This is a genomic window from Methylobacterium sp. FW102-HT35C08 (genome assembly GCF_058790235.1).
The window spans coordinates 2,588,888-2,615,121 of the sequence record NZ_JBYTCL010000002.1; the positions used below are offsets into that span (position 1 = coordinate 2,588,888).

Sequence of the window (26,234 nt, forward strand, 5' to 3'; positions counted from 1 at the left end):
AACGCTCCCAGATCCGAGAGACATGACCAACGATCGAAGTCGCGGCGCGGCCCTGGCCGCGCCCAGTTCCACCGAGGGCGAATCCCAGAACCGGGAGCCCTGGTACGATCGCCTGCTCCAGGCGCTGCACCTCAAGCCGCGCGATTCCCTGCGCGAAGGTCTCGAGGAGGCGCTCGCGGAGCCGGATGCCGGTGAGAGCGGCCTCACCCCGCTCGAGCGCGTGATGCTCAAGAACGTCCTCGGCCTGCACAAGGTGCGCGTCGACGACGTGATGGTCCCCCGGGCCGACATCGTCGCGGTATCCAACGAAACCAGCCTCGGTGAACTGCTCAAGCTGTTCCGCACCGCGGGCCATTCGCGGCTCCCGGTCTACGGCGAGACCCTCGACGACCCGCGCGGCATGGTGCACATCCGCGACCTCGTCGACCACATCGCCGCCAAGGCCGAGCCGGCCCGGCGCAACCCGCCGGTCGCGGCGAAACCTGCCGACACGGCCCTGGATGGCGCCGCGGATGTGTCCGCCGCCGCGCGCCCGCGGCGGCCGTCGGCGCGTCTGCCGCGCAGCCTCGATCTCGGCAAAGTCGACCTGTCGACGACCCTGGCGGCCGCGCGCATCCAGCGGCCGGTGCTGTTCGTGCCGCCATCCATGCCGGCGATCGACCTGCTGGTGCGGATGCAGGCGACCCGCACCCACATGGCGCTGGTCATCGACGAGTATGGCGGCACCGACGGGCTGATCTCCATCGAAGATCTGATCGAGGTGGTGGTCGGCGACATCGAGGACGAGCACGACGTCGCGGAAGACAAGCAGGTCCAGCGCGTCGAGGGCGAGGACGAGGTCTTCGTGGCCGATGCGCGCACGCCGCTGGCGGAGGTCTCGGAGGCGACCGGCGTCGATCTCGCGGCCGCGGTCGGCGAGATGGCCGAGGAGATCGACACGCTGGGCGGCATGATCGTGACCCTGGTCGGCCGCGTGCCGTCCCGCGGCGAGCTGATCGCCGGACCCGGCAATCTGGAATTCGAGGTGCTCGACGCCGATCCCCGCCGCCTCAAGCGGCTGCGCTTCCACAAGGGCGCGGCGCGGATCGGTAACGTGGTGCCCCTTGCCCTGCCCCCGCCTTCGAACCCGCCGGCCGCCGAGACACCGCATCCGTGACGGCCCCGGCGTGACACGGTTGGTGGACGGCTACGCACGGTCCGCTGCGGTTCCGAGCGCGCCCGTACGGGACCCTGAACCCGGCCGCGCGGCCGTGCCGGGCGCCGTTCTGGCGATCGCGCGCCTGACCGGCTGGCGCCGGCTCGGGCTCGCGTGGCTCGTCGGCGCGCTCGGTGCCCTGGCGATGCCGCCCTACGGCATCGTGCCGGCCCTGGCCGTGTCGCTGACGGTTGCGGTCTGGCTGCAGGACGGCGCCGCGGCCGGCCGAACCCCGCTGCGGCGGTTCTGGCCCTGCTTCCTGATCGGCTGGGCCTGGGGCTTCGGCTATCTGACCGCCGGCCTGTGGTGGCTGGGCCAGGCTTTCCTGGTGGAGGCCGACGAGTTCCTCTGGGCCCTGCCGCTCGGCGTGATCGGCCTCCCCTTCGCCCTCGGCCTATTCTACGGCGCGGGTTTCGGCGCCGCCGGCCTGCTATGGAGCCGTGGAGCGGCGCGGATCGCCGCCCTCGCCTTCGGGATCGCCGCCGCCGAATGGCTGCGCGGCCACCTGTTCACGGGTTTTCCCTGGAACACCCTCGGGATGTCGCTCGCCCAGAACCTCTGGCTCATGCAGGGAGCCGCGCTGATCGGGCTCTACGGCCTGACCATTCTGGCGGTGCTCGTCTGCGCCGCGCCCGCGACGCTCGCCACCGGCCCGCGTCCGCTCGGCCGATTCGGTCCGCCTGCCGCCGCCGCCGCCCTCCTCGCCGGCATGGCTGCCTATGGGGTCGAGCGCCTTGGGCCGCCTGATCCGGTCGTGGCCGGGGTTCGCCTGCGCCTCGTCCAGCCCAACCTGCCGCAGGACGCCAAGTTCAGGCCCGAGAACCGGGCCGACATCGTCGACCGCTACATCGAGCTGAGTCAGCGGCCCGTGGAGGCCGGCGCGCCCGAGCCGACCCACATCGTCTGGCCCGAATCGGCCTTTCCGTTCCTGATCCAGCGCGATCCCGATGCCCTGGCCAAGGTGGCAGCCGGCCTGAAGCCCGGGCAGCACCTGATCACCGGCGCGGCCCGCGCCGAGGAGCCCCTGCCCGGCGAGCGCCTGCGCTACTTCAACGCCGTGATGGTGATCGGGCCGGACGGCCGGATCTCCGACAGCTACGACAAAGTCCACCTCGTCCCGTTCGGCGAGTACCTGCCGGCGCCCCTCGACGCCGCCCTTCGGGCGCTCGGCCTGCGCCAGTTCGTGGCGATCCCGGGCGGCTTCTCCGCGGGCTCCCTCGCCGCCCAGCGGATCCTGTCGGTGCCCGACCTGCCGCCGGTGGCGGCGACGATCTGCTACGAGGCGATCTTCCCGCACGCGATCCTGCCCGCCGGCCACGTGGCCCCGGCGCAGGAGCCGGCAGGACTGATCCTGAATGTGACCAACGACGCGTGGTTCGGCGACACGCCGGGCCCGCGCCAGCACCTCGCCCAGGCCCGCCTGCGCGCAGTCGAGGAGGGATTACCGCTTGTCCGTGACGCCAATACCGGGATCTCCGCGGTGATCGACCCCCACGGTCGCATCCTCGGCCGCACGCCCCTCGACGAGGAGACCTGGCTCGATGCCGACCTACCTGCCCGGATCCCCGGCGGTACGCTGTACGGCCGGTTCGGCGACGCGGCGTTCGCGCTGATGCTTGCCGCCTGTCTCGGCGGCGCTCTCGTCGCGCGGCGGCGTCCGTGACCCCGAACCGCGCCGCCCCGAGCCGCGCAACGTCGAGCCGGCTGCTGCTCGGCGTCGCGCTGATGCTGGTCGCCTTCAACCTGCGGCCGGCACTGAGCACGGTCGGCCCGCTGCTGGTCACCATCCGGGACGGCACCGGCCTGAGTGCGGGCGGGGCCGCCATTCTCACCACATTGCCGGTCCTGTGCCTGGGCATCGCCTGCGCGCTGGCGGCGCCGCTGATCCGGCGGATCGGTCCCGACCTCGCGGTCCTCGCCGGCTCGACGATCCTGGCGGCAGGCCTCACCCTCCGCGGCCTTGGCGGGCTGGTACCGCTCTTCGCCGGAACGGCCCTCGCGGCCATCGGCATCGGGCTCGACAACGTTCTGCTGCCCGCGCTGGTGAAGCGCGACTTCGCCGCCAGCGGCGGCCTGATGACCGGCCTCTACACCATGACCCTCTGCCTCGGTGCAGCCGCCGGGGCCGGGGCGGCGGTGCCGGTGGAGCACGCGCTCGCGGGCGGCTGGCCCTCGGCGCTCGCCATCTGGTCGCTGCCGGCGCTCGCCGCCGCCTTCCTGTGGATTCCCTTCGCCCGCCGGACGGCGTCCAGCGCGGCCCCCTCCGCCGGGCGGCTGCTCCGCAGCCCGCTGGCCTGGTGGGTGACGGGCTTCATGGGCCTGCAATCGTCGCTCGCCTACATCCTGTTCGGCTGGCTGCCGCTGCTCCTGCAGGGACGCGGCCTCAGTCCGCTGGATGCCGGTCTCTACGCGTCGCTCACGACGCTGGTCCAGGCGCCCGGGGCGCTGCTGACCGCCATGCTGGCCGCCCGCGCCCGGGATCAACGGGCTTGGATCGTCGCCATCCCGGGCCTCACCGCCGCGGCCTTCCTGGTCCTCGCCTTCGGGGCGGATTGGCTGCGCATCCCAGCTGCCGGCGCGCTGGGCTTCGGGATCGGCGGCTGCTTCGGCCTCGGGCTGACCCTGATCGTGCTCCGCGCCGCCGACGCGGCCAGCGCCGCCGGCCTCTCGGCCATGGCGCAGGGCATCGGCTATACCGGCGCCTGCCTGGGCCCGCTGGTCTTCGGCCTAGCCCATGACGCCACGGGCGGCTGGGGCGTGCCGGGGGCCTTGTTCGTCGGCATCGCCACGGCGGCAATCCTGATCGGTCAAGCCGCCGGTCGCGACCGCAAGGTCAACGCGGTCGAGCCGGCGCCGAACGGCGCATCGGCTCAGCCGCTGACCTCGCTCCAGCCGGCAAACCCGGCCAGCGGTTCCTGATCGTAGCGCGCCATCAGGTCGGTCATCGCGGCCTGATCCGCGAGGCGGCCTTCCGCGGCCAGCCGCGCCAAGCCGTCGAAGAAGCCCTCGCGGCTCAGCGCCGGCGCGAAGCTCAGGGTGAAGCGCACCGGCCGGTTGCCGCGATTGGCGAAGGCGTGCGCGACGCCGGGCGGGATCAGCGCGAAATCGCCGGGCCCGAGGTCGTGATCTGCACCGTCGACGCGGAGCGCGAGCCGGCCTGCCTCGACCGCGAAGGTCTCGGTCAGCCGGGCGTGGCGGTGAAGCCCGGCGCCCGGCGCATGCGGATCCATGTCGACCCGATAGATGCCGAGGCCGTCGGCCGTCTCGTCGCTGCGCGCCAGATACGTGATCCGCACCCCGCCGATGACGGCGTCCGGCCCCGGGCCGTGGTGCACGAGACTCGCCATCGCCGCCCTCGCCCCGTCTCCAAACAAGAACCCCGCGCGGCCGGGTGACCGCGCGGGGCATTCTTCAGGCGGTCGAGACCGCGAGGCTTACTCCGCGGCGACCTTATGAGCCTGCGAGCCGTCCGAGTAGGTCTCGGATTGCAGGCGCTTGCCCGGGGCGGCGCGGCCCGGCAGCGGCGGCAGGGCCTTGGCCTTCTCCAGATCGATACCGGCACCCTCGGCAACGCGGCGGCCGTAATCCTCGTCGGCGTGCCAGAAGTGCCAGACCATCCGCAGCTGGATCGGCTCCGGGCACTGCTTCATGTCGCCGACCAGGTTGGCGATCAGGTCCTCGCGCTCCCAATCCTCGAAGGACCGGTAACGCACGCCCGCCTGGGTGTAATCGTCCTCGGTGCGCGAGGTTTGATACCGGCCGAGATTGCCCTGGACCGGCTGATGGTAGTCCTTGGCGGGCTTGGGCGCCTCGCGCAGGCCCTCGGCCAGCGTCGACGGCTCGTAGTTGATGTGCTTGTTCGGACCGGTGCCGTCGACCCCGTAGGTCATCTGGCCGTCCCGTTGGTTGGAATAGACCTTCACGCCGGGCTGCGGCGCGTTGATCGGCAGCTGCAGGTAGTTGGCGCCGACGCGGTAGCGCTGCGTGTCCGAGTAGGACAGCGTCCGGCCCTGCAGCATCTTGTCGTCCGAGAAGTCGATGCCGTCGACAAGCACGCCGGTGCCGAAGGCCGACTGCTCGACCTCAGCGAAGAAGTTGTCCGGCACGCGGTCGAGGACCATCCGGCCGCAGGGCAGCAGCGGGAACTGGTCCACCGGCCACAGCTTCGTGTCGTCGAGCGGATCGAACGACAGGTGATCGTTCGGGCCGTCCGGCATGATTTGCACGGCAAATTCCCACTCGGGGAAATTGCCGGCCTTGATGTTGTCGTACAGATCGCGGGTGGCGTGACCGACATCCTTGGCCTGGATCTCGGAGGCTTGCTGCGAAGTCAGGTTCCGGACGCCCTGCTTGGGGATCCAGTGGAACTTGCAGAGGACCGCCTCGCCCTGGTCGTTAACCAGCTTGTAGGTGTTGACGCCCGAGCCTTCCATCTCGCGGTAATTAGCCGGGATGCCCCACGGCGACTTGAGGTGCGTCACCATGTGGATGGCTTCGGGGTGCTGGGCCACGAAGTCGAAGAAGCGCCACGCCTCCTGACGGTTCGTCACCGGATCCGGCTTGAACGCGTGGATCATGTCGGGGAACTTGATCGCGTCGCGGATGAAAAAGACCTTGAGGTTGTTGCCCACGAGGTCCCAATTGCCGTCGACGGTCTTGAACTTGACCGCGAAGCCGCGCGGGTCGCGCTCCGTCTCCGGGCTCTCCTTGGCGCCGGCCACGGTCGAGAAGCGCACGAACATCGGCGTCTTCACGCCGGTCTCGTTCAGCACGCGGGCGCGGGTGTACTTGGAGGCTGGCTCGTTGCCGATCTTGCCGTAGGCCTCGAAGTAGCCGTGGGCGCCGGCGCCGCGGGCGTGGACGACGCGCTCCGGGATCCGCTCGCGATCGAAATGCGTGATCTTCTCGATGAACTGATAGTTCTCGAGCGTCGCCGGGCCGCGCTCGCCGACCGTGCGGGTGCTCTGGTTGTCGCGGACCGGATGGCCCTGGCGGGTGGTCAGGATCGGGCGTTGATCGCTCATGCGTTCCGTCTCTCCATTTCGAAGGCTCTCGGCAGACGACGAGGCCAACCTGGAACCGTTCTGGTGAATGGTTATGACCCCGGCGTGACCCCGAGGCAAATGCATCGTCGCAAAGGTTGTGATAGGCGCAGCCTATGAATCTCGCCGGCTTGTCGCTCCGCGACCTTGAATACGTCGTCGCCGTGGCGGACGAGGGGCATTTCGGCCGGGCCGCCGAGCGCTGCAACGTGAGCCAGCCGACCCTCAGCGTGCAGGTCCGTAAGCTGGAAACCGCGCTGGGCCTGACTTTGTTCGAGCGCTCCAATCGGCGGGTCCTGCTGACGGAGGCCGGGCAGGCCATCGTCCGGCAAGCGCGGGTGGTCCTGTCGGAGGCGCAGCGTCTGCTGGCGCTCGCCAGCGAGGGACGGGGCTCGCCGCTGACGGGGCGGCTGGTCCTGGCGGCGATCCAGACTTTGGGGCCCTACTTCTTCCCGCTGGTGCTGCGTCCGCTGCGCGAGCAGTACCCGCTGCTGATGCTGTCGCTGTCCGAATCGCGCACCGCCGAGATCGTCGAGGGCCTGCGCGACGGCCGCATCGATGCGGCGCTGATCTCGTTGCCTTTGCCGCTGCACGGGCTCGCCGTCTCGCCGCTCTTCGTCGAGCCGTTCTGGCTGGCCTGCCCGGCCGAGCACGCCCTCGCCCGGGGCGGCGCGCTCTCGGCGACGGAGATCGCCGGGCCGGACCTGTTGCTCCTCGACGAGGGCAATTGCCTGCGCGATCAAGCGATCGCGGCCTGCGGCGCCGGCTCGTCGGTCGGGCGGCACGCCACGAGCCTGGAGACCCTGCGCTCGATGGTGGCGGCGGGTGCCGGCTACACGCTGCTCCCGGCCCTCGCCGTGCCCTCCGGCCCCGATCCGACCGGGCTGACCGTGACCCGGGCCTTCGATGTCGACGGGCCGGGGCGGACCATCGCGCTGGTCTGGCGGGCGAGCGACCCGCGCGCCGCCGGGCTGGCGAACCTCGCCGCGTTCTTTCGCGCGCATGCGCCCCCGGGCACGGCGGCCTGCCGCGACGGGGATGCTGTGGCGTGAGACGCTGCGTTCCGGCCGATCAGGCGACGCGCATGGCCTTCCCGACGACACCCTCCTTCGCGGCGGCTCACGCAGCACCTCAACAAGAGGGTGTGAATAGGAACGAGGCGAGAAAACGGTCTATCAGGCCTCCGCGAAACCCACGGAGCTGACCGATGCGGCGCACGACGATCTGGGCGATTCTGGCGCTGCTCGCCCCCGGTGCTCGCGCCGAGCCCCGAGACACGTTCGCCCGCATCGACGCGATCGACCGCGCCTCGCTGGTAATGACGGTTGAGACCGGCATCGTCCCGCGCAGCCTTGGGGCGACCATCGCCCGCGCACTCGATCAGGTCGCCGCCGATGGCGCCAAGCCGGGGGCCGAGCGTCCGGACGACTACCTGCGGATCGAGCCGCTGATCACCGCCATCGCCGGTCCGGACGCCACGCGGATGCATTCCGGCCGCAGCCGCCAGGACATCATCCCGACGGTGCTGAAGCTGGAGCAGCGCGACCGCCTCCTCGCCCTGGCCGAGACCCTGGATGCGACCCGGGCGGCCCTGCTCACGGTGGCAGAGCGCGAGGCGGACACGATCATCCCGGCCTACACCAACGGCGTACAGGCGCAGCCGACGACCCTCGGCCACTATCTCCTCGGCTATGCAGGGGCGCTCGCGCGCGACGCGGACCGCCTGCGCGAGACCTGGGCGCGCCTGAACCTCTCGCCCCTCGGCGCGGCGGCGCTCGGGACGTCGAGCTTCCCGGTGGATCGCAAGCGCCTGGCGGATCTGCTCGGCTTCGATGCGCCCGTGGAGAACAGCTACGACGCGGGCCAGCTCGCGCCGCTGGATATGGGCCTGGAACTGACCGGGCTCGCGGCGAATCTCGCCACCACCGCGGGGAGCTTCGCGCAGGATCTCTACGCGCAGTATCACCAGACCCGGCCGTGGATCCTGCTGCGCGAGGGTGCGCTGACGGGCCCGAGCAGCATCATGCCGCAGAAGCGCAATCCGGTGGCGCTCTACGGGCTGCGGATGAAAGCGAGCGACGTCGTCGGTGCCGCGCAGGCCTTCGTGATCATGGCGCACAACGTCGATTCGGGCATGCCGGACTACAAGCGCAACCAGGCCGAGCCGCCGGGCCGGACCCTCGCCGAGGCCACCGAGATGTGCCGGCGCTGGACCCGCGTGCTGGACGGGCTTGTCGTGGACCGGGCGCGAGCCGCCGACGAGGTCGCGGCGGATTACGCGACGACCACCGAACTCGCCGACACGCTCCAGCGCGAGGCGGACGTGCCGTTCCGGCTCGGCCATCACTTCGCGTCCGAACTTGTGAGCTACGGCCGCGGCCACGACCTGCGCCCGGCCGATCTCCCCTTCCCGGAGGTGCAGAAGATCTACGCCGAGGCCGCCGCCGGGTCCGGGCTGAAGCCGGAGCTGCCCCTCGACGAGGCCCGCTTCCGGGCGGCGCTGTCGGCGCGGGGCATGATCGATGCCGCCAAGGGCCTCGGCGGACCGCAGCCCGCCGAGATCCGGCGCATGCTCGGCGTCGCCCGGGCGCGGTTAGAGACGGACCAGGGCTGGCTCGAGAGCCGGCGCCAGAGCCTGACCGATGCCCGGGCGCGCCTCGACAAGGCCTTCGCGGCCCTGACGCAGGATCCTTGAGCCAAGAGCCCTGACGGTCGCGCACGGCCGCCGTGCCGAAACTCTGCCGCGACAGGGCCAAGATTGCGCTATAGCGCGCCTGACGCCCGACGGTCCTTGCGGGCACCTCCTCGTCGGTCGCCTTGCTCTCTCCCCGCACACTCGGCCTCTGGGCCGCCCTCATCGCTGCGTCCGCGCTCATCTCCTACGGCTTGGTGCGCGCGCAGTTTCCGGCCGCACTGCTGCTCGGCCCGATGATCGGCGCTATTGCGTTCGGGGTCGGCGGCTCGCGCCTGCGCGTGCCCCGCGCCGTATTCCAGGCCTCGCAGGCGGCCATCGGCTGCCTCGTCGCCCACGCCGTCACGGGCCAGATCGCCCAGACCCTGCTGGAGGACGGACCGCTCATCGTCGCGGTCGTATTGGTGACCGTCGCAGTCAGCGGCCTCGTCGGATGGATCCTCACCCGGCTGCGGGTCCTGCCCGGGACCACAGCCGCCTGGGGTTCCTCTCCGGGCGGCGCCTCCGCCATGGTGGCGATGGCCGAGGATTTCGGCGCGGATCCGCGCCTCGTCGCCTTCATGCAGTATGTGCGTGTCGCCGCCGTGGTGTTCTCGGCCTCCCTGGCGGCGCGCTTCCTGATGGAGGCTCCTGTTCCGGGTGCCGCCGCGGGGGCCGGCGAGGTGACCGGGGCGCTCTCCCTCCTGGCGACGCTCGCAGTCGCCGTTGTTGGCGCCGGGGCGGCGCTCGCCCTGCGGGTCCCGGCCGGCGCGCAGGTCGGCCCGATGGTGCTCGGCAGCCTGCTCCACGCTACCGGGCTCGTGCGCATGGCGCTGCCGGTACCGCTTCTCGAACTCGCCTATGCCTGCATCGGCGTCTATGTCGGCCTGCGCTTCACCCGCGAGACCCTGCGGCTGACCTTCACGGCCCTGCCAGGCATCCTGGCGGCGACGTTCTCGGTGATCGCCCTGTGCGCTGCCTGGGGCTTTGGGCTGACTCTGCTGCTGCCGATCGATCTGCTGACCGCGGTGCTGGCGACGAGCCCCGGCGGTCTCGATTCCGTGGCGATCATCGCGGTCGGCTCGAAGGCCGACGTGTCCTTCGTGCTGGCGGTGCAGACGCTGCGCCTGTTCGTGGTGCTGCTCACCGGCCCGCTGCTCGCCAAGTGGATCAGCCGCTCCGTGCCGGAGGCGGCCCGATGAACGCCCTGGTCCTCGCCTTCCTTAATTCCTGGCGCGGCCTGCGCCACGGGGCGCGCACCGAACGGGCCGTGCGGCAGGAACTGGTCCTGCTGGCGCTCGGCGTGCCGGTCGCCCTGCTCCTCGGCGCGACGCTGTGGGTGCGCGTCGCGCTGATGGTCAGCCTGCTGCTGATGCTGGCCGCCGAGTTCCTCAACACCGCCGTCGAGAAACTCTGCGACCACGTCCATCCGGGCCACCATCCGATGATCGGCACCGTGAAGGACCTCGCCTCCGCCGGCACCTTCATGGCTCAGATGGCGGCGCTGCTGGTCTGGGTGGCGGCGCTGATCGAGCGGCTGGGCTGATCTGCGCCAGGGGTGCGCGCTCGCATCCGCGGGCCGGAGGGTCTATTGGGCCGACATAGCCCCGCAGATCGGCCGAGACCCCACACCGTGACGGACTACATCCGCAAGATCCTCACCGCCCGCGTCTACGACGTGGCGATCGAGAGCCCGCTCGACGCGATGCCGCGCCTCACGCAGCGGCTGGGCCGACGGGTCCTGCTCAAGCGCGAGGATCTGCAGCCGGTCTTCTCGTTCAAGCTGCGGGGCGCCTACAACAAGATGTCTGGCCTGAGCGCGGACCAGATCGCCCGCGGCGTGGTCTGCGCCTCGGCGGGCAACCACGCGCAAGGCGTGGCGCTGGCCGCCGCCAAGCTCGGCGCCCGGGCCGTGATCGTGATGCCGCGGACCACGCCCTCCATCAAGGTCGATGCCTGCCGGGCCCGCGGTGCCGAGGTGGTGCTGCACGGCGACGCCTTCGATGAGGCGCTGGCCCAGGCCAAGATCCTCGAGGCCGAGCAGGGCCTGACCTTCCTGCACCCGTTCGACGATCCCGACGTGATCGCCGGCCAGGGCACGATCGGCAAGGAGATCCTGGAGCAGCATACCGGACCGATCGAGGCGATCTTCGTGCCGGTGGGCGGCGGCGGCCTGGCCGCCGGCATCGCGACCTTCGTGAAGTACCTGCGGCCCGGCACGAAGGTGATCGGCGTCGAGCCCGAGGATGCCGCCTGCATGGCTGCGGCACTGGCCGCCGGCACGCGGGTCAGCCTGCCCTCCGTCGGCCTGTTCGCCGACGGCGTCGCCGTGCGTCAGGCCGGCGAGGAGACCTTCCGGCTCTGCCGCGAGCATCTCGACGAGGTCATCACCGTCGACACCGACGCCATGTGCGCGGCCGTCAAGGATATCTTCGACGATACCCGCGCCGTGTCCGAGCCGTCCGGCGCGCTGAGCTTGGCCGGCGCCAAGCTCTATTCCGAGCGCGAGGGCGGCGACGGCACGCTGATCGCCATCTCGTCGGGTGCCAACCTCAACTTCGACCGCCTGCGTCACATCGCCGAGCGGGCGGAGATCGGCGAGCAGCGGGAAGTCCTGATCGGGGTGACGATCCCGGAGCGGCCCGGCGCCTACCGGGCCTTCATCCAGGCGCTGGGTCCGCGCGCCGTCACCGAGTTCAACTACCGCCACGCCCCCGGCGCCGAGGCGCAGATCTTCGTGGGCATCAACGTCAGCGGGGGCAAGCGCGAGAAGCAGGCGCTGATCGGCTCCCTGCGCGAGGCCGGCTACCGGGTCCTCGACATGAGCGACAACGAGATGGCCAAGGTCCATGTCCGCTACATGGTCGGCGGCCGGGCCGTCGGGGTCGCGCACGAGCGGCTGTTCCGCTTCCAGTTCCCGGAGCGGCCGGGCGCGCTGATGAAGTTCCTCGAGGCGTTGGGCCCGGACTTCGACATCACGCTGTTCCATTACCGCAACCACGGCGCCGATTACGGCCGGGTGCTCGCCGGCATCGCCGTGCCGCCGGGCGAACGGGTCCGGTTCGATGCGGTCGTCGAGGCGCTCGGCTACCCGGCCACGGACGAGACCGAGAACCCGGCCTACCGCCTGTTCCTCGACGGCGAGGGTGCCGGCGCGATGTGAGCCGGCACCCCGGTCATTCGTCCGCCTCCTCTGCGGCCGTCACGTCGGGCATGGCCCGCAACTTCGAGGCGATCGCTTCGAAGCTCGTGCGGGACAGGCGGACAAAGGTCACGGTGACTTCGTCAAATTCCGGGTCGGCGCTCGGACGGACCGTGAAGGTCCGCACCCGCGAGGCGCGCTCGCCGGTCGCCGCCTGCAGGGTGTCGATCGACAGCGCACCCTTGCGCGCGGTGAGCCGCAGGGTCTGGGCCCGCATCCGGTCGCGCCAGCGCTCCTCGAAAGGCTTCACCCCGGCCAGGATGCCGACGATCAGCGCCGTGGCGGCGAGCGCCGGCACATAGAGCCCACTGCCGATGGCGAGCCCGATCGCCGCCACGCCCCAGAGGCTGGCAGCCGTGGTCAGGCCCTTCACGACCTCGCCGCGCAGCAGGATCGTGCCGGCCCCGAGAAAGCCGATGCCGGACACCACCTGTGCGGCGATACGGGACGGGTCGAGCACGACATGGTCGGTCCCGAGCACGTCGGCGAAGCCGAAGGCTGAGACCAGCATGATCAGGCACGAACCGACGCAGACCAGCATGTGGGTCCGCAGACCCGCCGCCCAGAGCAGGCGCTCGCGTTCTAGGCCGATCACACTGCCGAACAGTGCCGCCAGCGCCAGCCGGGCCACCATCTCCGCGTTGCCGATCAGGTCCGCCTCCCATCATCCGCCATGTGCGAAAGCGGACGATCCTTGCGGATTTTGAGCCGGCTTATCAAGCGATGCCGAGGGCGGCCTTCTCGACCTCGTAGGCGGCTCGGACGGCGGCGGCCCCGTAGGTCCGCTCCAGGCGCCGGACGGTGAAATGCGCCCGCGCGGTCCCCTGGAAATGGTTCATGAAGGCGGTGTTGACCGCCGCGCCGCCGAAAGCGCCTAGGATCGGCACGGCCTGCGCTGCAACCTTCTGCGAGACCACGAGGCCGAACCGCGCCGCGATCTGCGCGGTGAAGCGGATCAGCGCGGGGGCAGATTGATCGAGCAGGGTCTTGCTGCCGGCGTAGCGGGCCGCTTCCGCCAGCGTCTTGGCGAGGGCCGCCCGGACCGCGAAGTAGCCGCTCTCGGTCAGCGGCGAGCCCGCCTCCGGCTCGGCAGCGGTGCGGCCGCCCAGCGCGAAGACCTGAACGCAGGCGAGCGCACCCTCGGGCGTCTCCAGATCCTCGCCCTCCTCGCGGGCGATCTCCGCGATGGAGCGGAGCATCAGGGTGGTGGAGACCGGCAGCTCGACGGCCAGCGTCGTCAGCCCAAAGGCTCCGCCGACCGCCCCGGAAAGGGCCGCCATCGCCTTGTGCTTGGCCTCACCCGACCCGAGCAGCCGCGCGAGCCGGCCCTCGATCTTCCCGGCGGTCGAGCCGAGGTCCCCGCCTTCAGCCGGAACGAGTTCCTTGCGCGGGAGGGTGGCCAGGGCGACGCGCATCGCGCCGCGCATGGCGGCCTCGGTGCTGCGGCCGACCGCCTCTGTGACCGGGGCGGGCAGCGAGCGGCCGATGATGTCGAGCGGGGCGCCCGCCGCCGCGGAGAGGCGGGCCGCGAGGCTCGGGCGCTCCAGGACCTGAACGGCCCGACGCAGGGCCGCCAAATCCGCGTCGCTCAGGACCGTCTCTGGGGCCGCTGCCGGCAGCGTCTCGCCGGCGAGGGTGAGGTCGCTCGTGCTCATCCGCAAATTCCTGGATTGATCCCGCTCACGCCGCACCCGGCGCGCGCGCCGTGGAAGGAAGCTCGGGCCCCGGGATGCGGTTCCCCGCCTCGTCGGCCTCGCGCGACGCGGGTTTCGCGGCCGGACGGCCGCTGCGGCGTCCGACCGCGAGACAGAGCGCCAACACCGGGATGCCCACCAGGGAGGTCATCACGAAGAAGGCCGGGTAGCCGATCGCCGCGACGACGAAGCCCGATGAGCCAGCGACGAGCTTGCCGGGCAGCGCGTACAGGGAGGAGAACAGCGCGTACTGCGTCGCCGCGTAGGCCGCGCTGGTGAGGCTCGACATGTAGGCGATCAGCACGATCCCTGCGAAGGAGCCGCAGAAATTCTCGATGGAGATGGCCACGGTCAGCCGCCATAGGTCGGCCGGTCCGGCCGAGAGCCAAGCGAAGGCGAGGTGCGAGGAGGCGGCTAGGAAGGCGCCCAGAAGCAGAGTCGGGAACAGTCCGAGCCGAGCCAGCGCCCAGCCGCCGGCAAAGCCGCCCGCGATCCCGATCCAGATTCCGTAGAGCTTGGTGACGGTGGCGATCTCCTTCAGGTCGAAGCCCAGCGTCCGATAGAGCGGGCTCGCCATGACGCCGGACAGGAAGTCCGGCAGGCGATAGAGCGCCACCAGCAGCAGGATGCCCCAGAGCGCGCCGCCGAAGCGCGCGTGCAGCTCGGTCAGCGGCTCCAGCACGGCGCGGCGCATCGACCAGAATCGGGAACGGGCCGGTGTCTCCGTCTGGGCGGCGCGGGCCGTGTCGAAGGACGGGGCCAGCAGGGCGGCGATCATCCCGACCAGCATCAGCGCGGCCATGATCAGGTAGGCCAGGGTCCAGCCCCCAGCGGAGGCGATGAACAGCGCCCCGGCCCCGGCCGTGATCAGGCCGAGGCGGTAGCCGAGGTTCGATGTCGCCGCCAGGATGCCCTGGAAGTCGCTGCCGGCCGCGTCGATGCGCCAGCCGTCGATCACCACGTCCTGGCTGGCCGCGCAGAACGCCACCAGGAACGCCCCGAGGCCGAGGAGCGCGAGGCTGGTCTTCGGGTCGGAGAAGGCCATCAGGACGAGGCACAGGGCGACGGCCGCTTGCGTCGTTACCATCCAGGCGCGGCGGCGTCCTAGGCGCGCGCCGAGGACCGGCACGGTGAGGCGGTCGATCGCGGGCGCCCAGAGAAATTTCAGCGAGTACGGCAGTGCCACGTAGCTGAACAGGCCGATGGCGCGCACGTCGATATCCGAGAAGGCGAGCCGGAGCGTGAACGTCCCGAGGACGAGCAGCAGCGGCAGGCCCGAGGAGAACCCGAGGGCGAGCATCAGCATGATGCGCCGATCCTCGACGATGTCGCGGAGCCGGAAACGGCGCATCGCCTGTGGCTGGTTGGCCATGGCATGGAACTCCTGAGCCTTCGTGGCCTTGATCCCGCGAAATCGTGGCAGCCTTACGCCGCATGGAATTTCGCTGGATTGTGATGTCTTTTGCCTCAATCTTGATCGAAGCTTGCTTAACGCGGCGCCCACGTCCCGCGCGGCGCGGCGCGATCGAGGTGCCGAAGGACGAACGGTTGACGCCGCCTGAGTGTGGAATACCGAGTTGAGTGCCCGACCCGAGCCCAGTCCACCGCCCGCGACGTTGGTCGACGCGTTCGCGCGCAGCCCATCGCCCATGGTGATCACCGACGCCCGCGCGCCCGACAACCCGATCGCTTGGGCGAACGACGCATTCTTCCAGGCAACCGGCTACGCCGCGGAGGAGATTGTCGGACGCAATTGCCGCATGCTGCAGGGGCCAGCCACGGACCGGACCACGGTCGACCGGATCCGCAACGCGGTTCGGGCCGCGGAGCCGATCTCGGTCGAGCTGCTCAACTACCGGAAGGACGGCACGGCGTTCTGGAATGCGATGACCATCACGCCGGTCTCCGACACGGAAGGCGTGGCCTTCTTCTACGCCGCCCAGGCGGACATGACCCATGTCCACCAGATGGAAGTCACCATGCGCGGCACCAACGATCAGTTGGAGCGCCTCGTCAGCGCGCGTACCCATGACCTCAGCGCGGCGTTGGAGCAGAAGACGGCGCTCCTCCACGAGGTCGATCACCGGGTGAAGAACAACCTGCAGGTGATCTCCTCGCTGATGCTGCTGAAGGCCCGCAGGACGCCGGAGGGCGAGGCACGCGACGCGCTTCAGAGCATGGCCGAACGCATCGGCGCGCTGTCGACCGCCCACCGGATGCTCTACTCCGAAGGCGACATCACGCATTTCAATCTCGGGGACTTCGCGGCCGAGTTCCTGGCCGACATGAATGCCGGGCTGGACCCAGATCACCTCCGTGTCGAGGCCGATGTCGAGCCGATCGCGGTCGCGGCCGCGATGGCGGCGCCCCTCGCCCTGCTCATCCACGAGCTGACCGCGAATGCCCTACGCCACGCCTTCCCGGACGAGCGCGAGGGCCGTGTCTCGATTGTGGCCCGCCGCAACGAAGGCGGCATGCACCTGACCATCCGGGATGACGGGGTCGGCCTCGCGGCAGCGCCCCCCAACCCGGCCGGTTTCGGACGGAATCTGGTGGAGATGGTCGTCCGGCAGATGCGCGGAACCATCGCGTGGTCGGATGCCGGTCCCGGCACGACCGTGGAGATCGACATCCCGCTGCAACCCGCGGCTTGAGAAATCCGCGCGGACATTTCAAGCTCAGCGGCCGCGAAGCCGGGAATCGGAGAGCGCATGGGGACCGGGAACGCCGCCGCGGAAACCGCGCTCCGCATCCTCGTGGTGGAGGATGAGGCCCTGATCGCGCTCGAACTCGAGAGCCTGCTGGACGACCTCGGGCACGTGACGGTCGGCGTCGCCGGCAACGCGGCCGAAGCCATCGCGATGGGCCGGTCCACGGCGCCCGATGTCGCCCTGGTGGACATCCACCTCGTCGACGGCCCGACTGGTATCGAGGTCGCCCGGGCGCTTTCCGCCGACCAGCGCACCACCGTGGTGTTCATGACCGCGAACGCCAAGCGCATCCCGAACGACTTCGCGGGCGCGATCGGCGTGATCGCGAAACCCTATTCCGAGCGCGTCGTGGCCAGCACCCTCGACTACGTGGCGGACCGCCGGTCCGGACGCCAGGAGCCGGCCTGCCCGGACGGCTTCTCGCCCGCCCCCGTCTGAGCAGGCCGCAAGCTCGGCCCCTAATCCTGGGCCGCTTTGGATGCGGCGTCGTCCCGTCGTTCCGGGGCGCCGCAGGTGAGTCCGGAACCCGGACCCTCACTTTGCGCAAGTCCTTGGCGTGTCGGCGGTTCTGGATCCCGGGCTCCGCTGCGCGGTTCCGGGATGACGTGAGGCTGTTGCGGTCACCTCTATTCTTGAGGCGATGGGATTGGATCGCCCGCTCAGCGCCCGCCCGTCCGCTCGCGCTTCAGCCGGTACAGCGCGTCGAGCGCTTCCCGGGGCGTGAGCGCGTCCGGGTCGATGGAATCGAGCAGCGCCCCGAGCGGATCCTCCGGCGGCGGCTCCGGCGGCGGAGGCGGCGCGAGTGCTGCGAAGAGCGGCAGGTCGTCGATTCGCGCCCGCGCCGGGCGGCCGCGCTCCGCCTTCTCCAGACTCTTTAGGATTGCTCCGGCCCGCGACACGACGCTGCCCGGCAGGCCCGCCAGCCGGGCCACCTGCAGGCCGTAGCTCCGTTCGGCGACGCCCGGAACGACCTCGTGCAGGAACACGACGCCGTCCCGATGCTCGGCGACCTTGAGGGTCGCGTTCTCCAGCCGGGCCAGACGGTCGCCCAGCGCGGTGAGTTCGTGGAAATGAGTGGCGAAGAGCGCCCGGCAGGCATTCACCTCGTGCAGGTGCTCCAGGCAGGCCCAGGCGATGGAGAGACCGTCGAAGGTTGCGGTGCCGCGGCCGATCTCGTCGAGGATCACCAGGGAGCGCCGCGTCGCCTGGTTGAGGATCGCCGCGGTCTCGACCATCTCGACCATGAAGGTCGATTGCCCGCGGGCGAGATCGTCGGCGGCGCCGACGCGGGAGAACAGCCGGTCGACCCGCCCGATCCGCGCCTCGGCGGCCGGCACGAAGGCGCCCATCTGAGCGAGCACCGCGATCAGCGCGTTCTGGCGCAGGAAGGTGGACTTACCGCCCATGTTGGGGCCGGTGATCAGCCGGATCCGGCCGCGCGTGTCGCCCGACAGATCGCAATCGTTGGCGATGAACGGCTCACCCGCCCGGCGGAGGGCCGCCTCGACCACCGGATGACGGCCGCCGACCACGACGAAGCTGAGCGAGTCGTCGACCATGGGTCGTCGCCAGTCGAGCTCGACCGCGAGCTCGGCATGGCTCGCCGCGACGTCGAGCCCGGCCAGCGCCGCAGCCACCTCGGCGATGGAATCGGCCTTGGCGAGCACGCGGGCGGAGAGGTCGTCGAACACGCCGCCTTCGAGGGCCAGCGCCCGGTCGGAGGCGCCGGAGATCTTGGATTCGAGTTCGCCCAGTTCGACGCTGGTGAAGCGCATCGCGTCGACCATCGTCTGACGGTGGACGAATTCGCTCTGCAGACCCTTCAGGCAGGCCTCGCCGACCGATTGCGGTACCTCAATGAAGTAGCCGAGCAGGTTGTTGTGCTTGATGCGCAAGGTCCGGCAGCCGGTCTGCTCGGCGTAGCGGGCCTGCAGGGCGGCAATCACCTTACGGGAATCCTGGCCCAGGGTCCGCGCCTCGTCGATTTCCGGATGATAGCCCTGCCGCACGAACCCGCCGTCGCGGCGGCTCAACGGAAGATCGTCGGCGAGCGCCGCCGCCAGGGTCGCGATCAGCTCCGAATCGGCCTCGGCCAGGTGCCCGGCGAGACGGACGAGGTCGTCCGGCAAGTTCGGGTTGGCGGAGAGGCGGGCGCCGAGTTGCGCCGCCACCGCCAAGCCGTCCCGGATCGCCGCCAGATCCCGCGGTCCCGCCCGGCCGAGGCCGGTGCGCGACAGCGCCCGGGCGAGATCCGGCGCTCGGGCCAGGGCCTCGCGCAGGGCGCCGCGGAGCGAGCCGTCATCGACCAGATGCGCCACGGCGGCGTGCCGCCGGGCGATCGCGTCGAGCGTGGTGAGCGGTCCGGCGAGATGCTCGGCCAGCAGCCGCGCGCCGTTGGCCGTCACGGTCCGGTCGATCGTGGCGAGCAGGCTCCCGGTCCGCTCCCCCGACAAGGTCCGGGTGAGTTCGAGGTTGGCGCGCGTCGCCGCATCGATCGCCAAAGTCGCGCCGCCATCCTCGCGGGTTGGCACGGCCAGGGTCGGCCGGGCCGCGAGCTGCGTGCGAGCGATGTAGAGGAGTACCGCCCCGGCGGCCGCGATCTCGGCACGAGTGAACTGGCCGAAGCCCTCCAGTGTCGAGACCCCGTACTGCTCACGCAGGCGCCGCTCCGCCGCCGCGGGTTCCAGCTCGGCCTGCGCCAGGGGCACGATGGCGGCCCGGCTCTCCTGCCAGATCCGCGCGAGCGCCGGATCGGCGTGGATCGCCTCGGACAGGACGATCTCCCGCGGATCGTGCCGGGCGATCGCCCCGGCCAGATCGCCACCCGCGACCTCGCTCAAGGCGAAGCGCCCCGTGGAGATGTCGACCGCCGCGAGGCCGTAGGCGACGGCGCCCTCCCCGGTCTTGCGGCGGCCAATCGCCAGGAGGAGGTTGGCCCTGGCCGGGTCAAGGAGCCGATCCTCGGTGATCGTCCCAGGAGTGACGAGCCGCACGACCTCGCGGCGCACCACCGATTTCGGGCCGCGCTTCTTGGCCTCGGCCGGATCTTCGGTCTGCTCGCAGACGGCGACGCGGTGCCCGAGGGCGATCAGGCGGTTGAGGTAGTCGTCGGAGCGCTCGACCGGCACGCCGCACATCGGGATCTCGCTGCCCGCGTGCTTGCCGCGCTTGGTCAGCACGATGCCGAGCGCCCGGGACGCGATCTCCGCGTCCTCGAAGAATAGCTCGTAGAAGTCGCCCATCCGGTAGAACAGCAGACAGTCCGGATTGGCGGCCTTGATCTCGATGTACTGCGCCATCATCGGCGTCGCGCCGGCCGGATCCAGGCCGGGGGCGGGCGTCATGTCGGCGGCGGGGCGGACGGCGGTACGGGCCATGCCGCCTCTTAGCAGAGCGCCGCCCGCGAATCAGGACACGCACACCGACGCGGCTGGGGAGAAGCCGCGTCGGCGGTGGATGGGTTCATCGCGGCCTTGGGGCCGGCACGGCGAACGCGACCGCGGCCGGCGTCGAAGATCTGCCGGGCCTCAGTAGCGCGGGCCGTTCGTTGTGCCGCCCAGATTCTGTTGGTAGCCGCGCAGGGCGGGATTCTTGGCGTTCGGGTTGCCGTGACGCATGGTGTTGAGCCGGCGCATCCGCCGCTCGTGCCGCGTGGTGTGGTGCCGGTGCATCCGGTGTTGATGCATGCGGTGATGGCGATGCATCACGACGGACTCGACCATGTCGTGGCCGGCGAGGCCGGGTTGAGGCATGGCCGGTGCCGCCTGAGCGGTCGCCGCGCCGGCCATCAGGCCGCCGATCAGCAGGCCTGCCGTCAGAAGAGAACGCATAGACATGTGCGAGTAACTCCGATCCTACCGTGTGAGCCACCACCCAAGAGAATGGTCGGAGGTAAGTTCCGGTGCGTGCAGGAAAAATGAAGCTGTCGATTTCATCTCTGGCGCGGAATAAGTTCTCGTGTGACGCGTGTTGCCGACATTCGGTGCGGAGGCATCTATAACTTAAAAGCGAAGCGAGATGCTTTGTGCAATCTGGCGGCGTATGCCTGTGTCGCGTTCGCCCGTGCCGATCAGGACAGGAAACGCGTCAATTCCAAGTTGACGGAATCCGGCTCCTCGTGCGCGAGCCAGTGGCTGGCGCGCTCGTACCAGCGGATCCGGCCCGCGTCGCAGAAGGCCAGGCTCGCTTCCGCGAGGCCGGATTGAAGGGCTGTATCCTGCTTGCCCCAGAGGATCAGGGTCGGAACCCGGACCCGGGCCGGCTCGTCCCGCGGCAGACGCACCAGCGCCCGGTACCAGTTCAGCATGGCGGTCATCGCGCCGGGCTGGAGCCACGCTTCCACGTAGCGATCGAGATCGGCGGCCGAGAACGCGCCCGGCCGGCTGGTTGAGGTCAGCGCGTGCCGGAGGGCGCGGCACCGGTCGGCCGTCAGCAGCCGCTCGGAAAGGCCGGGGAGCTGGAACAGGCCGACATAGACGCTGCGCAGCCACTGGCCGGGATGGTGCCGCATATACGCGCCGACGATGCCGGGATGCGGCGCGTTGAGGATCGCGAGCCGCTCGATCCGCTCGGGATGGCGGCTGGCCAGCCACCACGCGACGAGACCGCCCCAATCATGGCCGACGAGCCGGATCGTGGGGAGGCCGTAGGCATCCGCCAGTGCCAGCACGTCGCCGGCCAGCCTGTCGAGGTGGTAGGCGGAGAGGCCCTGCGGCCTGTCACTGCGGTTGTAGCCGCGCTGATCCGGCACGATCACCCGCAGGCCAGCCTCGGCGAGCGGCCCGATCTGGTGGCGCCAGCCGAACCAGAACTCGGGGAAACCGTGCAGCAGGATGGTCGGCGGGCCGCTCTCCGGACCCGCCTCGGCCACGTGCAGGCGCACCTCCGGCAGAGCGACTTGGCGAAAATTCACACCCGCAACGTCCATCCGCTTCGGCGCTCCCTGCTGATCGGCGGAGAACGCCCGCGCCCGCGCGGGTGATCCCGTCAGAAACCGAGCGCCGCGCAGGTGCCGGCTTCGGCGGAGAGCTGGTCGCGCAGCTCGTCCGGCGAACTGCGGGTCCACAGGCAGAGCAACACGAAGGCCGCGCCGTGCAGCAGGGTCCGGGAGGCCGCGGCAGGGGCCTCGGCCGGAAGGGTGGCGAACTGGGTCATGGCGCTGGTCTCCTGATTCCGTCTCTGACGGGAGATCGGCGCCCGGCGCCGGGGGTTACAGGGCCTTGGGACATGCGCGTGCGCTGCCGCACGAGGACACGTCAGCGCAGCGGATCGAGCCAGCGCGCCAGGGTGCCGGCGTCGAGGCCGGCACGCGTCTCGCGATAGCCGAGCTCCGCCGATTCTCGGAAGCGCGACCACGCCCGCAGGTCGATGCCGGAGAGCTGCGGCTTGAGCACGGCGGTCGCGTGGGCCGCCGCCATCAGGCTCTGCGCGTCGCTCGAGACCGTCGCGGCGCGCAGCAGCAGCGGCGCGAGGCCGGGCATGGCCAGCGGCGAGCCGATCAGCTTGCGCACGAGCCGGCCCCTCCAGCCGCGATGGGGCATGTCCTGGAAGGCCCGGTCGCTGCCGACATCGACGGCGAGCACCGGGCCGCGCTCCAGCCCGGCGGCGACGTCAGCCGGGAGGTTGTTCATCATGCCGCCATCGACCAGCACGCCCTCGTCGCACAGGACCGGCGGCAGGAGCCCGGGGATGGCGATGCTGGCACGCAGCGCCTTCGGCAGGTCGCCCGACCGATGGACCATCGTGTTCCCGGTGGTCAGGTTCGACGACACGCAGAAGAACGGCAGCCACAGATCCTCGATGCGCACGCCGCCGTAGCGCGCCGCCAGGCCGGCATCGACCTTGGCGCCCCGGGTCAGGGCATGGAGCGGCAGGGTGTAGTCGTTGAGCGGGTTGCTGGTGGCGAAGAATGCCTCGATCTGCGACTGGATCTCCGAGAGGGGCCAGCCCATGGCGAGGCTCGCCGCCATGATCGCGCCCATGCTGGTGCCGCCGACGAAGTCCGGCGCGCAGGCGACCTCGTCGAGGGCCTTCAGGACCCCGAGATGAGCGAGGCCGCGGGCGCCGCCGCCGCCGAGCACCAGACCCCGGGCCGCGCCGCTGGCGAGCCGGGCCAGCCGGTGGAGGTCGTCCTGCCGTCCGTCGCGGACCTGGATCCGCATCGCGGCCGGCAGCGCCGAGACGGCGGGATGGAGCGGTTTCGGGCGCCGCACATCGGGATCCTGCCGGATCACCAGGTCCATGCGGATCCAGTCGGAGCGCACCCGCTCCAGGTATTCCGCCGCCCCCGACCGCGGCGGGGCGCCGGGCTCGGCCAGTAGCAGCACGTGGTCGCCCCGGCGCTGGCTCTGTCGGCACCAGGGACAGTCGATCTCGTGCGCAGCGAAGATGGTACGCGCGTGCTGGCCCTCGAAGGTCTGGAACCACGCCTCGTCGGCGCCCTCAGGCCAGTCCGTGAGGCAGCCGGTCTCGCCCGGCAGGAGCGCGTCGAAGGCGGCCGCGAGCTGCCGGGCGAGGATTTCCGGGTTCGGCCCTTCGGTCACCGCCAGGATCGTGAAGATCCGGGGCGCGTGATGCACCGAGTAACCGTCGTAGATCGCCCGCAGCCGTTCGGCCAGCATGCGGGCGAAGTAGAGGAGCGTCTGCGGATGCTCGACGATCACCGCCTCGAAGGCGTCGCGGGTCAGCTTCAGCAGATGGGAGTCGCGCAGGGCCATCACGGTCGCCGCCCGAGGGGCCTCCGACAGCAGAGCCATCTCGCCGAAGGTCTCGGGTGGGCGCAGGCGCGCGATCCGGGTCGGGCTGCCGTTGTGGTCGCGGGCCGAGACGCCGATTGCCCCGGAGACGAGGGTGTAGAGCGCGTCTCCCGAGGCGCCCTGCTCGAACAGGATCTGGCCGCCCGGCACCGCGACCGGGACCATGCGGGCCCGGACCGCCGCGGCGGCCGCGGCATCGAGACCGGACAGGAACGGGATCTCGGGCGCGCTCACCGGTGCACCGCCGGAGACGCAACGCGGCGCAGCTCTGCCGTCGGTCTCCGCCGCATCGTTCCGTCCCCTCCCCGCTCTCGCATGTTCGGGCCACCATAGCGCGCCCGCCGTCAAGCGGGCGCCGCGTGACCGAGCCGCGCATCTGAAACGCCGATGCCTTCGCGCCGCGGCGGCCATCCGCTACAGCCGGGCGACAACAAGGCCGGGAGGAGCGCATGTCGGAAGCAGGTCGGATCGCGATCGTGACCGGGGCGGGGACGGGGGTCGGCAAGGCCGCGGCCCTGGCGCTGGCTGGAGCCGGCTGGCGCGTCGTGCTGTCCGGGCGGCGGCCCGCGCCCCTCGACGAGACAGCGGCCCAGATCGGCGGCGACCGGGCGCTCGTGGTGCCCACCGATGTGACCGATCCCGATTCGATCGCCAACCTGTTCGCCCGCACGCGGGCGGCATACGGGAGGCTCGACCTGCTGTTCAACAATGCCGGGATCGGCGCCCCGCCGGTGCCCCTCGAGGATCTGCCGCTGGAGACATGGCGGCAGGTGGTCGACACCAACCTCACCGCCCTGTTCCTGTGCACGCAGCACGCCTTCCGGATCATGCGCGACCAGGATCCCCGCGGCGGCCGGATCATCAACAACGGCTCGATCTCGGCACACGCCCCGCGGCCGAATTCCATCGCCTATACGGCGACCAAGCACGCCGTGACCGGCCTGACCAAGGCAACGTCCCTCGACGGCCGTGCCTACGACATTGCCTGCGGGCAGATCGATATCGGCAACGCCGACACGCCCATGGGCGGCAAGATGAAGGCGGGCGTCCGCCAGGCGGACGGGTCGCTCCGGCCCGAAGCCGTGATGGATCCGGATCACGTCGGACAGGCGGTCCTCACGATGGCAAGCCTGCCGCTCGAAACCAACGTGCAGTTCATGACCATCATGGCGACCAAGATGCCGTTCGTCGGACGCGGCTGAGCCGCCGCTCCTGTCCCGCTCTGCGGACCACATGATCCGCATAGCGGCGCTTCCCGGGCTGCCGCCGAGCCCTGGAATCCGGGCCCGCGTGGCCCGTTCGTCCCGGCAGGTTTCAGATCCGGGCGAGCAATCTCGTCTCGACAACCGGCGGCTTGCACAAATACCGAACCGCGAACGTCCCGGTCCAGCTGCACGCTGATCACGGACGCACCGACCCGCGCCAGATGCCATCCACAGGTCCGCTGCGAGGCCGGCCGCGCACGCCCGCGATTGACGATCGTTTTCATAACTCATACAAATACGAGAACGAAGAACGGCCGGGACCCAACCCGGTGCCATGGGAGAGGAAAAACGCTGACTGCACACCGTCTCGACCGGCTTTGCTGCTCCGCGCTGTTGTGTGACACCGACGATTTGCGTCGGTCTTCGATTGTAAATCTGCCGTAAATGTAAGTAGTTTGGCAGGAAGGAGCGCGTATTTGGCCGTATATTTGAGGCGCGTAGGAATCAATATCGGATTTTAACCGAGTGTCCGAGTCGGCGTTGATCCAGTCGGTGGTTCTGGAATTGTGCCGTAGGTCCGCAAAAGACAACAAGAACGGGGGAGCCATGATCGTCAAGCCAATGTTTCTCAAGTTCGTCCTGGGCGTCTCACTCCTGAGCGCGCTGGCTGCGCCGGCGGCGCGGGCGGGCGGTGGTGATCCGATCGGCGTCGCCATGCCAACCAAGTCGTCGCAGCGCTGGATCGACGACGGCAACAACATCGTGAAGCTGCTGCAGGCCAAGGGCTACGAGCCGGATCTGCAATATGCCGACGACGATATTTCGACACAGCTCGCGCAGATCGAGAATATGCTCACGAAGGGCGTGAAGCTGCTGGTGATCGCCTCAATCGACGGAACCACACTCAGCGATGTGCTGGCAAAGGCGAGCGAGCGCGGCGTGAAGGTCATCGCTTACGACCGCCTGATCAAGGGAACGCCGAACGTCGATTATTACGCCACGTTCGACAACTACAAGGTGGGGGTCCAGCAGGCGACTTCTATCGTCGACGCGCTCGGCCTGAGGGACGGGAAGGGACCGTTCAACATCGAGCTGTTCGGTGGCTCGCCCGACGACAATAACGCATACTTTTTCTACGACGGCGCCCTGTCGGTGCTGAAGCCCTACATCGATGCCAAGAAGCTCGTCGTGCGCTCGGGCCAGTTCGGCATGGACAAGGTGTCCACGCTGCGCTGGGATCCCGCGACCGCGCAGGCCCGGATGGATAACCTGCTCTCGGCCTATTACGGCAACGCGCATCTCGACGCGGTGCTCTCGCCCTACGACGGCATCTCCACCGCCATCATCTCGTCGGTGAAGAGCGTCGGCTACGGCTCCGGCAATGTGAAGCTGCCGGTGGTCAGCGGCCAGGATGCCGAGCTGCAGGCGGTCAAGTCGATCATCGCGGGCGAGCAGACGGCGACGATCTTCAAGGACACGCGCGAACTGGCCAAGGTGACAGTCGCGATGATCGACGCGATCGAGGCCGGCCGGCAGCCTGAGATCAACGACGCCAAGACCTACAACAACGGCAAGAAGGTCGTCCCGTCCTTCCTGCTGACGCCGGTCATCGTCACCAAGGCCAATTGGAAGCCGGCCCTCGTCGACACCGGCTACTACACCCTCGACCAGCTCAAGTGAGCGCGGCGGCCCGCGCCGCCCCGGCCGAACCCGTCTCCGCGCCGGTGCCGCCGGCGCGGGCAGAAACCTGTGCAGACCG

The 26,234-nt window shown here is 70.3% G+C and carries 22 protein-coding genes; 12 read left to right on the plus strand and 10 right to left on the minus strand.

Annotated features, from left to right (window positions below; all coding sequences use genetic code 11):
* Positions 1 to 22 precede the first annotated feature (22 nt).
* Genes AC3WSN_RS12345 through AC3WSN_RS12355 form a run of 3 tightly spaced genes read left to right on the plus strand, consistent with a single transcriptional unit; the run spans position 23 to position 4,114 of the window.
* The gene (locus AC3WSN_RS12345) at positions 23 to 1,156 is read left to right on the plus strand and encodes a hemolysin family protein (RefSeq protein ID WP_492538291.1); all 1,134 of its coding nucleotides are present in this window, start codon (positions 23 to 25) and stop codon (positions 1,154 to 1,156) included.
* Between the two features lie 22 nt (positions 1,157 to 1,178).
* A complete protein-coding gene (lnt, locus tag AC3WSN_RS12350) occupies positions 1,179 to 2,858 on the plus strand; it encodes an apolipoprotein N-acyltransferase (protein WP_492543094.1) in 1,680 nt (559 codons plus the stop codon).
* Positions 2,855 to 4,114: an MFS transporter gene (locus AC3WSN_RS12355; protein WP_373622615.1), complete on the plus strand. Its 1,260-nt coding sequence runs from the start codon at positions 2,855 to 2,857 to the stop codon at positions 4,112 to 4,114. Before lnt ends, AC3WSN_RS12355 begins: the two co-directional genes overlap by 4 nt.
* Here the strand turns inward: AC3WSN_RS12355 and AC3WSN_RS12360 are convergent.
* Together AC3WSN_RS12360 and AC3WSN_RS12365 are read right to left on the minus strand one after the other, a co-directional pair.
* Positions 4,066 to 4,542, minus strand: coding sequence for a cupin domain-containing protein (locus AC3WSN_RS12360; protein WP_492538294.1), 477 nt, complete (start codon positions 4,540 to 4,542; stop codon positions 4,066 to 4,068). The two genes, AC3WSN_RS12355 and AC3WSN_RS12360, sit on opposite strands and share 49 nt — an antisense overlap.
* Before the next feature lie 87 nt (positions 4,543 to 4,629).
* Positions 4,630 to 6,219: a catalase gene (locus AC3WSN_RS12365; RefSeq protein ID WP_192708968.1), complete on the minus strand. Its 1,590-nt coding sequence runs from the start codon at positions 6,217 to 6,219 to the stop codon at positions 4,630 to 4,632.
* Positions 6,220 to 6,353: 134 nt separating this feature from the next.
* Between AC3WSN_RS12365 and AC3WSN_RS12370 the strand changes: the two genes are divergently transcribed.
* From AC3WSN_RS12370 to ilvA, 5 genes are all read left to right on the plus strand, one after another.
* Positions 6,354 to 7,289 carry a LysR substrate-binding domain-containing protein gene (locus tag AC3WSN_RS12370; protein ID WP_192708969.1) on the plus strand — a complete coding sequence of 312 codons (936 nt, stop codon included), beginning with the start codon at positions 6,354 to 6,356 and terminating at the stop codon, positions 7,287 to 7,289.
* A gap of 155 nt (positions 7,290 to 7,444) precedes the next feature.
* The gene (locus tag AC3WSN_RS12375) at positions 7,445 to 8,932 is read left to right on the plus strand and encodes an argininosuccinate lyase (RefSeq protein ID WP_492538296.1); all 1,488 of its coding nucleotides are present in this window, start codon (positions 7,445 to 7,447) and stop codon (positions 8,930 to 8,932) included.
* A gap of 122 nt (positions 8,933 to 9,054) precedes the next feature.
* A complete protein-coding gene (locus AC3WSN_RS12380; protein WP_492538298.1) occupies positions 9,055 to 10,110 on the plus strand; it encodes an AbrB family transcriptional regulator in 1,056 nt (351 codons plus the stop codon).
* The gene (locus AC3WSN_RS12385) at positions 10,107 to 10,454 is read left to right on the plus strand and encodes a diacylglycerol kinase (protein WP_192708972.1); all 348 of its coding nucleotides are present in this window, start codon (positions 10,107 to 10,109) and stop codon (positions 10,452 to 10,454) included. Before AC3WSN_RS12380 ends, AC3WSN_RS12385 begins: the two co-directional genes overlap by 4 nt.
* Positions 10,455 to 10,541: 87 nt before the next feature.
* On the plus strand, positions 10,542 to 12,071 hold the full coding sequence (gene ilvA, locus AC3WSN_RS12390; protein WP_492538300.1) for a threonine ammonia-lyase, biosynthetic: 1,530 nt from the start codon (positions 10,542 to 10,544) through the stop codon (positions 12,069 to 12,071).
* A gap of 13 nt (positions 12,072 to 12,084) precedes the next feature.
* Here the strand turns inward: ilvA and AC3WSN_RS12395 are convergent, their stop codons facing one another.
* From AC3WSN_RS12395 to AC3WSN_RS12405, 3 genes are all read right to left on the minus strand, one after another.
* A complete protein-coding gene (locus AC3WSN_RS12395; protein WP_192708974.1) occupies positions 12,085 to 12,744 on the minus strand; it encodes an MgtC/SapB family protein in 660 nt (219 codons plus the stop codon).
* A gap of 82 nt (positions 12,745 to 12,826) precedes the next feature.
* Complete coding sequence (locus AC3WSN_RS12400) at positions 12,827 to 13,765, minus strand: EcsC family protein (RefSeq protein ID WP_492538302.1); 939 nt, start codon at positions 13,763 to 13,765, stop codon at positions 12,827 to 12,829.
* Positions 13,766 to 13,790: 25 nt separating this feature from the next.
* Complete coding sequence (locus tag AC3WSN_RS12405) at positions 13,791 to 15,176, minus strand: AmpG family muropeptide MFS transporter (RefSeq protein ID WP_492538304.1); 1,386 nt, start codon at positions 15,174 to 15,176, stop codon at positions 13,791 to 13,793.
* 244 nt (positions 15,177 to 15,420) lie between these two features.
* On the opposite strand from AC3WSN_RS12405, the gene AC3WSN_RS12410 reads away from it, so the two are divergent.
* Together AC3WSN_RS12410 and AC3WSN_RS12415 are read left to right on the plus strand one after the other, a co-directional pair.
* Entirely contained in the window at positions 15,421 to 16,458 is a 1,038-nt protein-coding gene (locus AC3WSN_RS12410) for a histidine kinase dimerization/phosphoacceptor domain -containing protein (protein WP_492543096.1), read from the plus strand.
* Positions 16,459 to 16,515: 57 nt separating this feature from the next.
* Complete coding sequence (locus tag AC3WSN_RS12415) at positions 16,516 to 16,953, plus strand: response regulator (RefSeq protein WP_192708978.1); 438 nt, start codon at positions 16,516 to 16,518, stop codon at positions 16,951 to 16,953.
* A gap of 221 nt (positions 16,954 to 17,174) precedes the next feature.
* Here the strand turns inward: AC3WSN_RS12415 and mutS are convergent, their stop codons facing one another.
* The 5 genes from mutS to AC3WSN_RS12440 all read right to left on the minus strand — a co-directional run bounded on the left by mutS (position 17,175) and on the right by AC3WSN_RS12440 (position 23,504).
* Complete coding sequence (gene mutS, locus AC3WSN_RS12420) at positions 17,175 to 19,892, minus strand: DNA mismatch repair protein MutS (RefSeq protein ID WP_492538306.1); 2,718 nt, start codon at positions 19,890 to 19,892, stop codon at positions 17,175 to 17,177.
* A 150-nt stretch (positions 19,893 to 20,042) separates the two neighbouring features.
* Positions 20,043 to 20,351 carry a hypothetical protein gene (locus tag AC3WSN_RS12425; protein ID WP_492538308.1) on the minus strand — a complete coding sequence of 103 codons (309 nt, stop codon included), beginning with the start codon at positions 20,349 to 20,351 and terminating at the stop codon, positions 20,043 to 20,045.
* A 233-nt stretch (positions 20,352 to 20,584) separates the two neighbouring features.
* Entirely contained in the window at positions 20,585 to 21,442 is an 858-nt protein-coding gene (locus AC3WSN_RS12430) for an alpha/beta fold hydrolase (protein WP_492538310.1), read from the minus strand.
* Positions 21,443 to 21,501: 59 nt separating this feature from the next.
* Complete coding sequence (locus AC3WSN_RS12435; RefSeq protein ID WP_192709085.1) at positions 21,502 to 21,669, minus strand: hypothetical protein; 168 nt, start codon at positions 21,667 to 21,669, stop codon at positions 21,502 to 21,504.
* Positions 21,670 to 21,770: 101 nt separating this feature from the next.
* Positions 21,771 to 23,504, minus strand: coding sequence for a patatin-like phospholipase family protein (locus tag AC3WSN_RS12440; RefSeq protein WP_492538312.1), 1,734 nt, complete (start codon positions 23,502 to 23,504; stop codon positions 21,771 to 21,773).
* A gap of 215 nt (positions 23,505 to 23,719) precedes the next feature.
* On the opposite strand from AC3WSN_RS12440, the gene AC3WSN_RS12445 reads away from it, so the two are divergent.
* Together AC3WSN_RS12445 and chvE are read left to right on the plus strand one after the other, a co-directional pair.
* Positions 23,720 to 24,472: an SDR family oxidoreductase gene (locus AC3WSN_RS12445; protein WP_492538314.1), complete on the plus strand. Its 753-nt coding sequence runs from the start codon at positions 23,720 to 23,722 to the stop codon at positions 24,470 to 24,472.
* Positions 24,473 to 25,096: 624 nt separating this feature from the next.
* Positions 25,097 to 26,155, plus strand: a complete 1,059-nt coding sequence (gene chvE / locus AC3WSN_RS12450) for a multiple monosaccharide ABC transporter substrate-binding protein (RefSeq protein WP_492543098.1) — start codon at positions 25,097 to 25,099, stop codon at positions 26,153 to 26,155.
* Positions 26,156 to 26,234 lie beyond the last annotated feature (79 nt).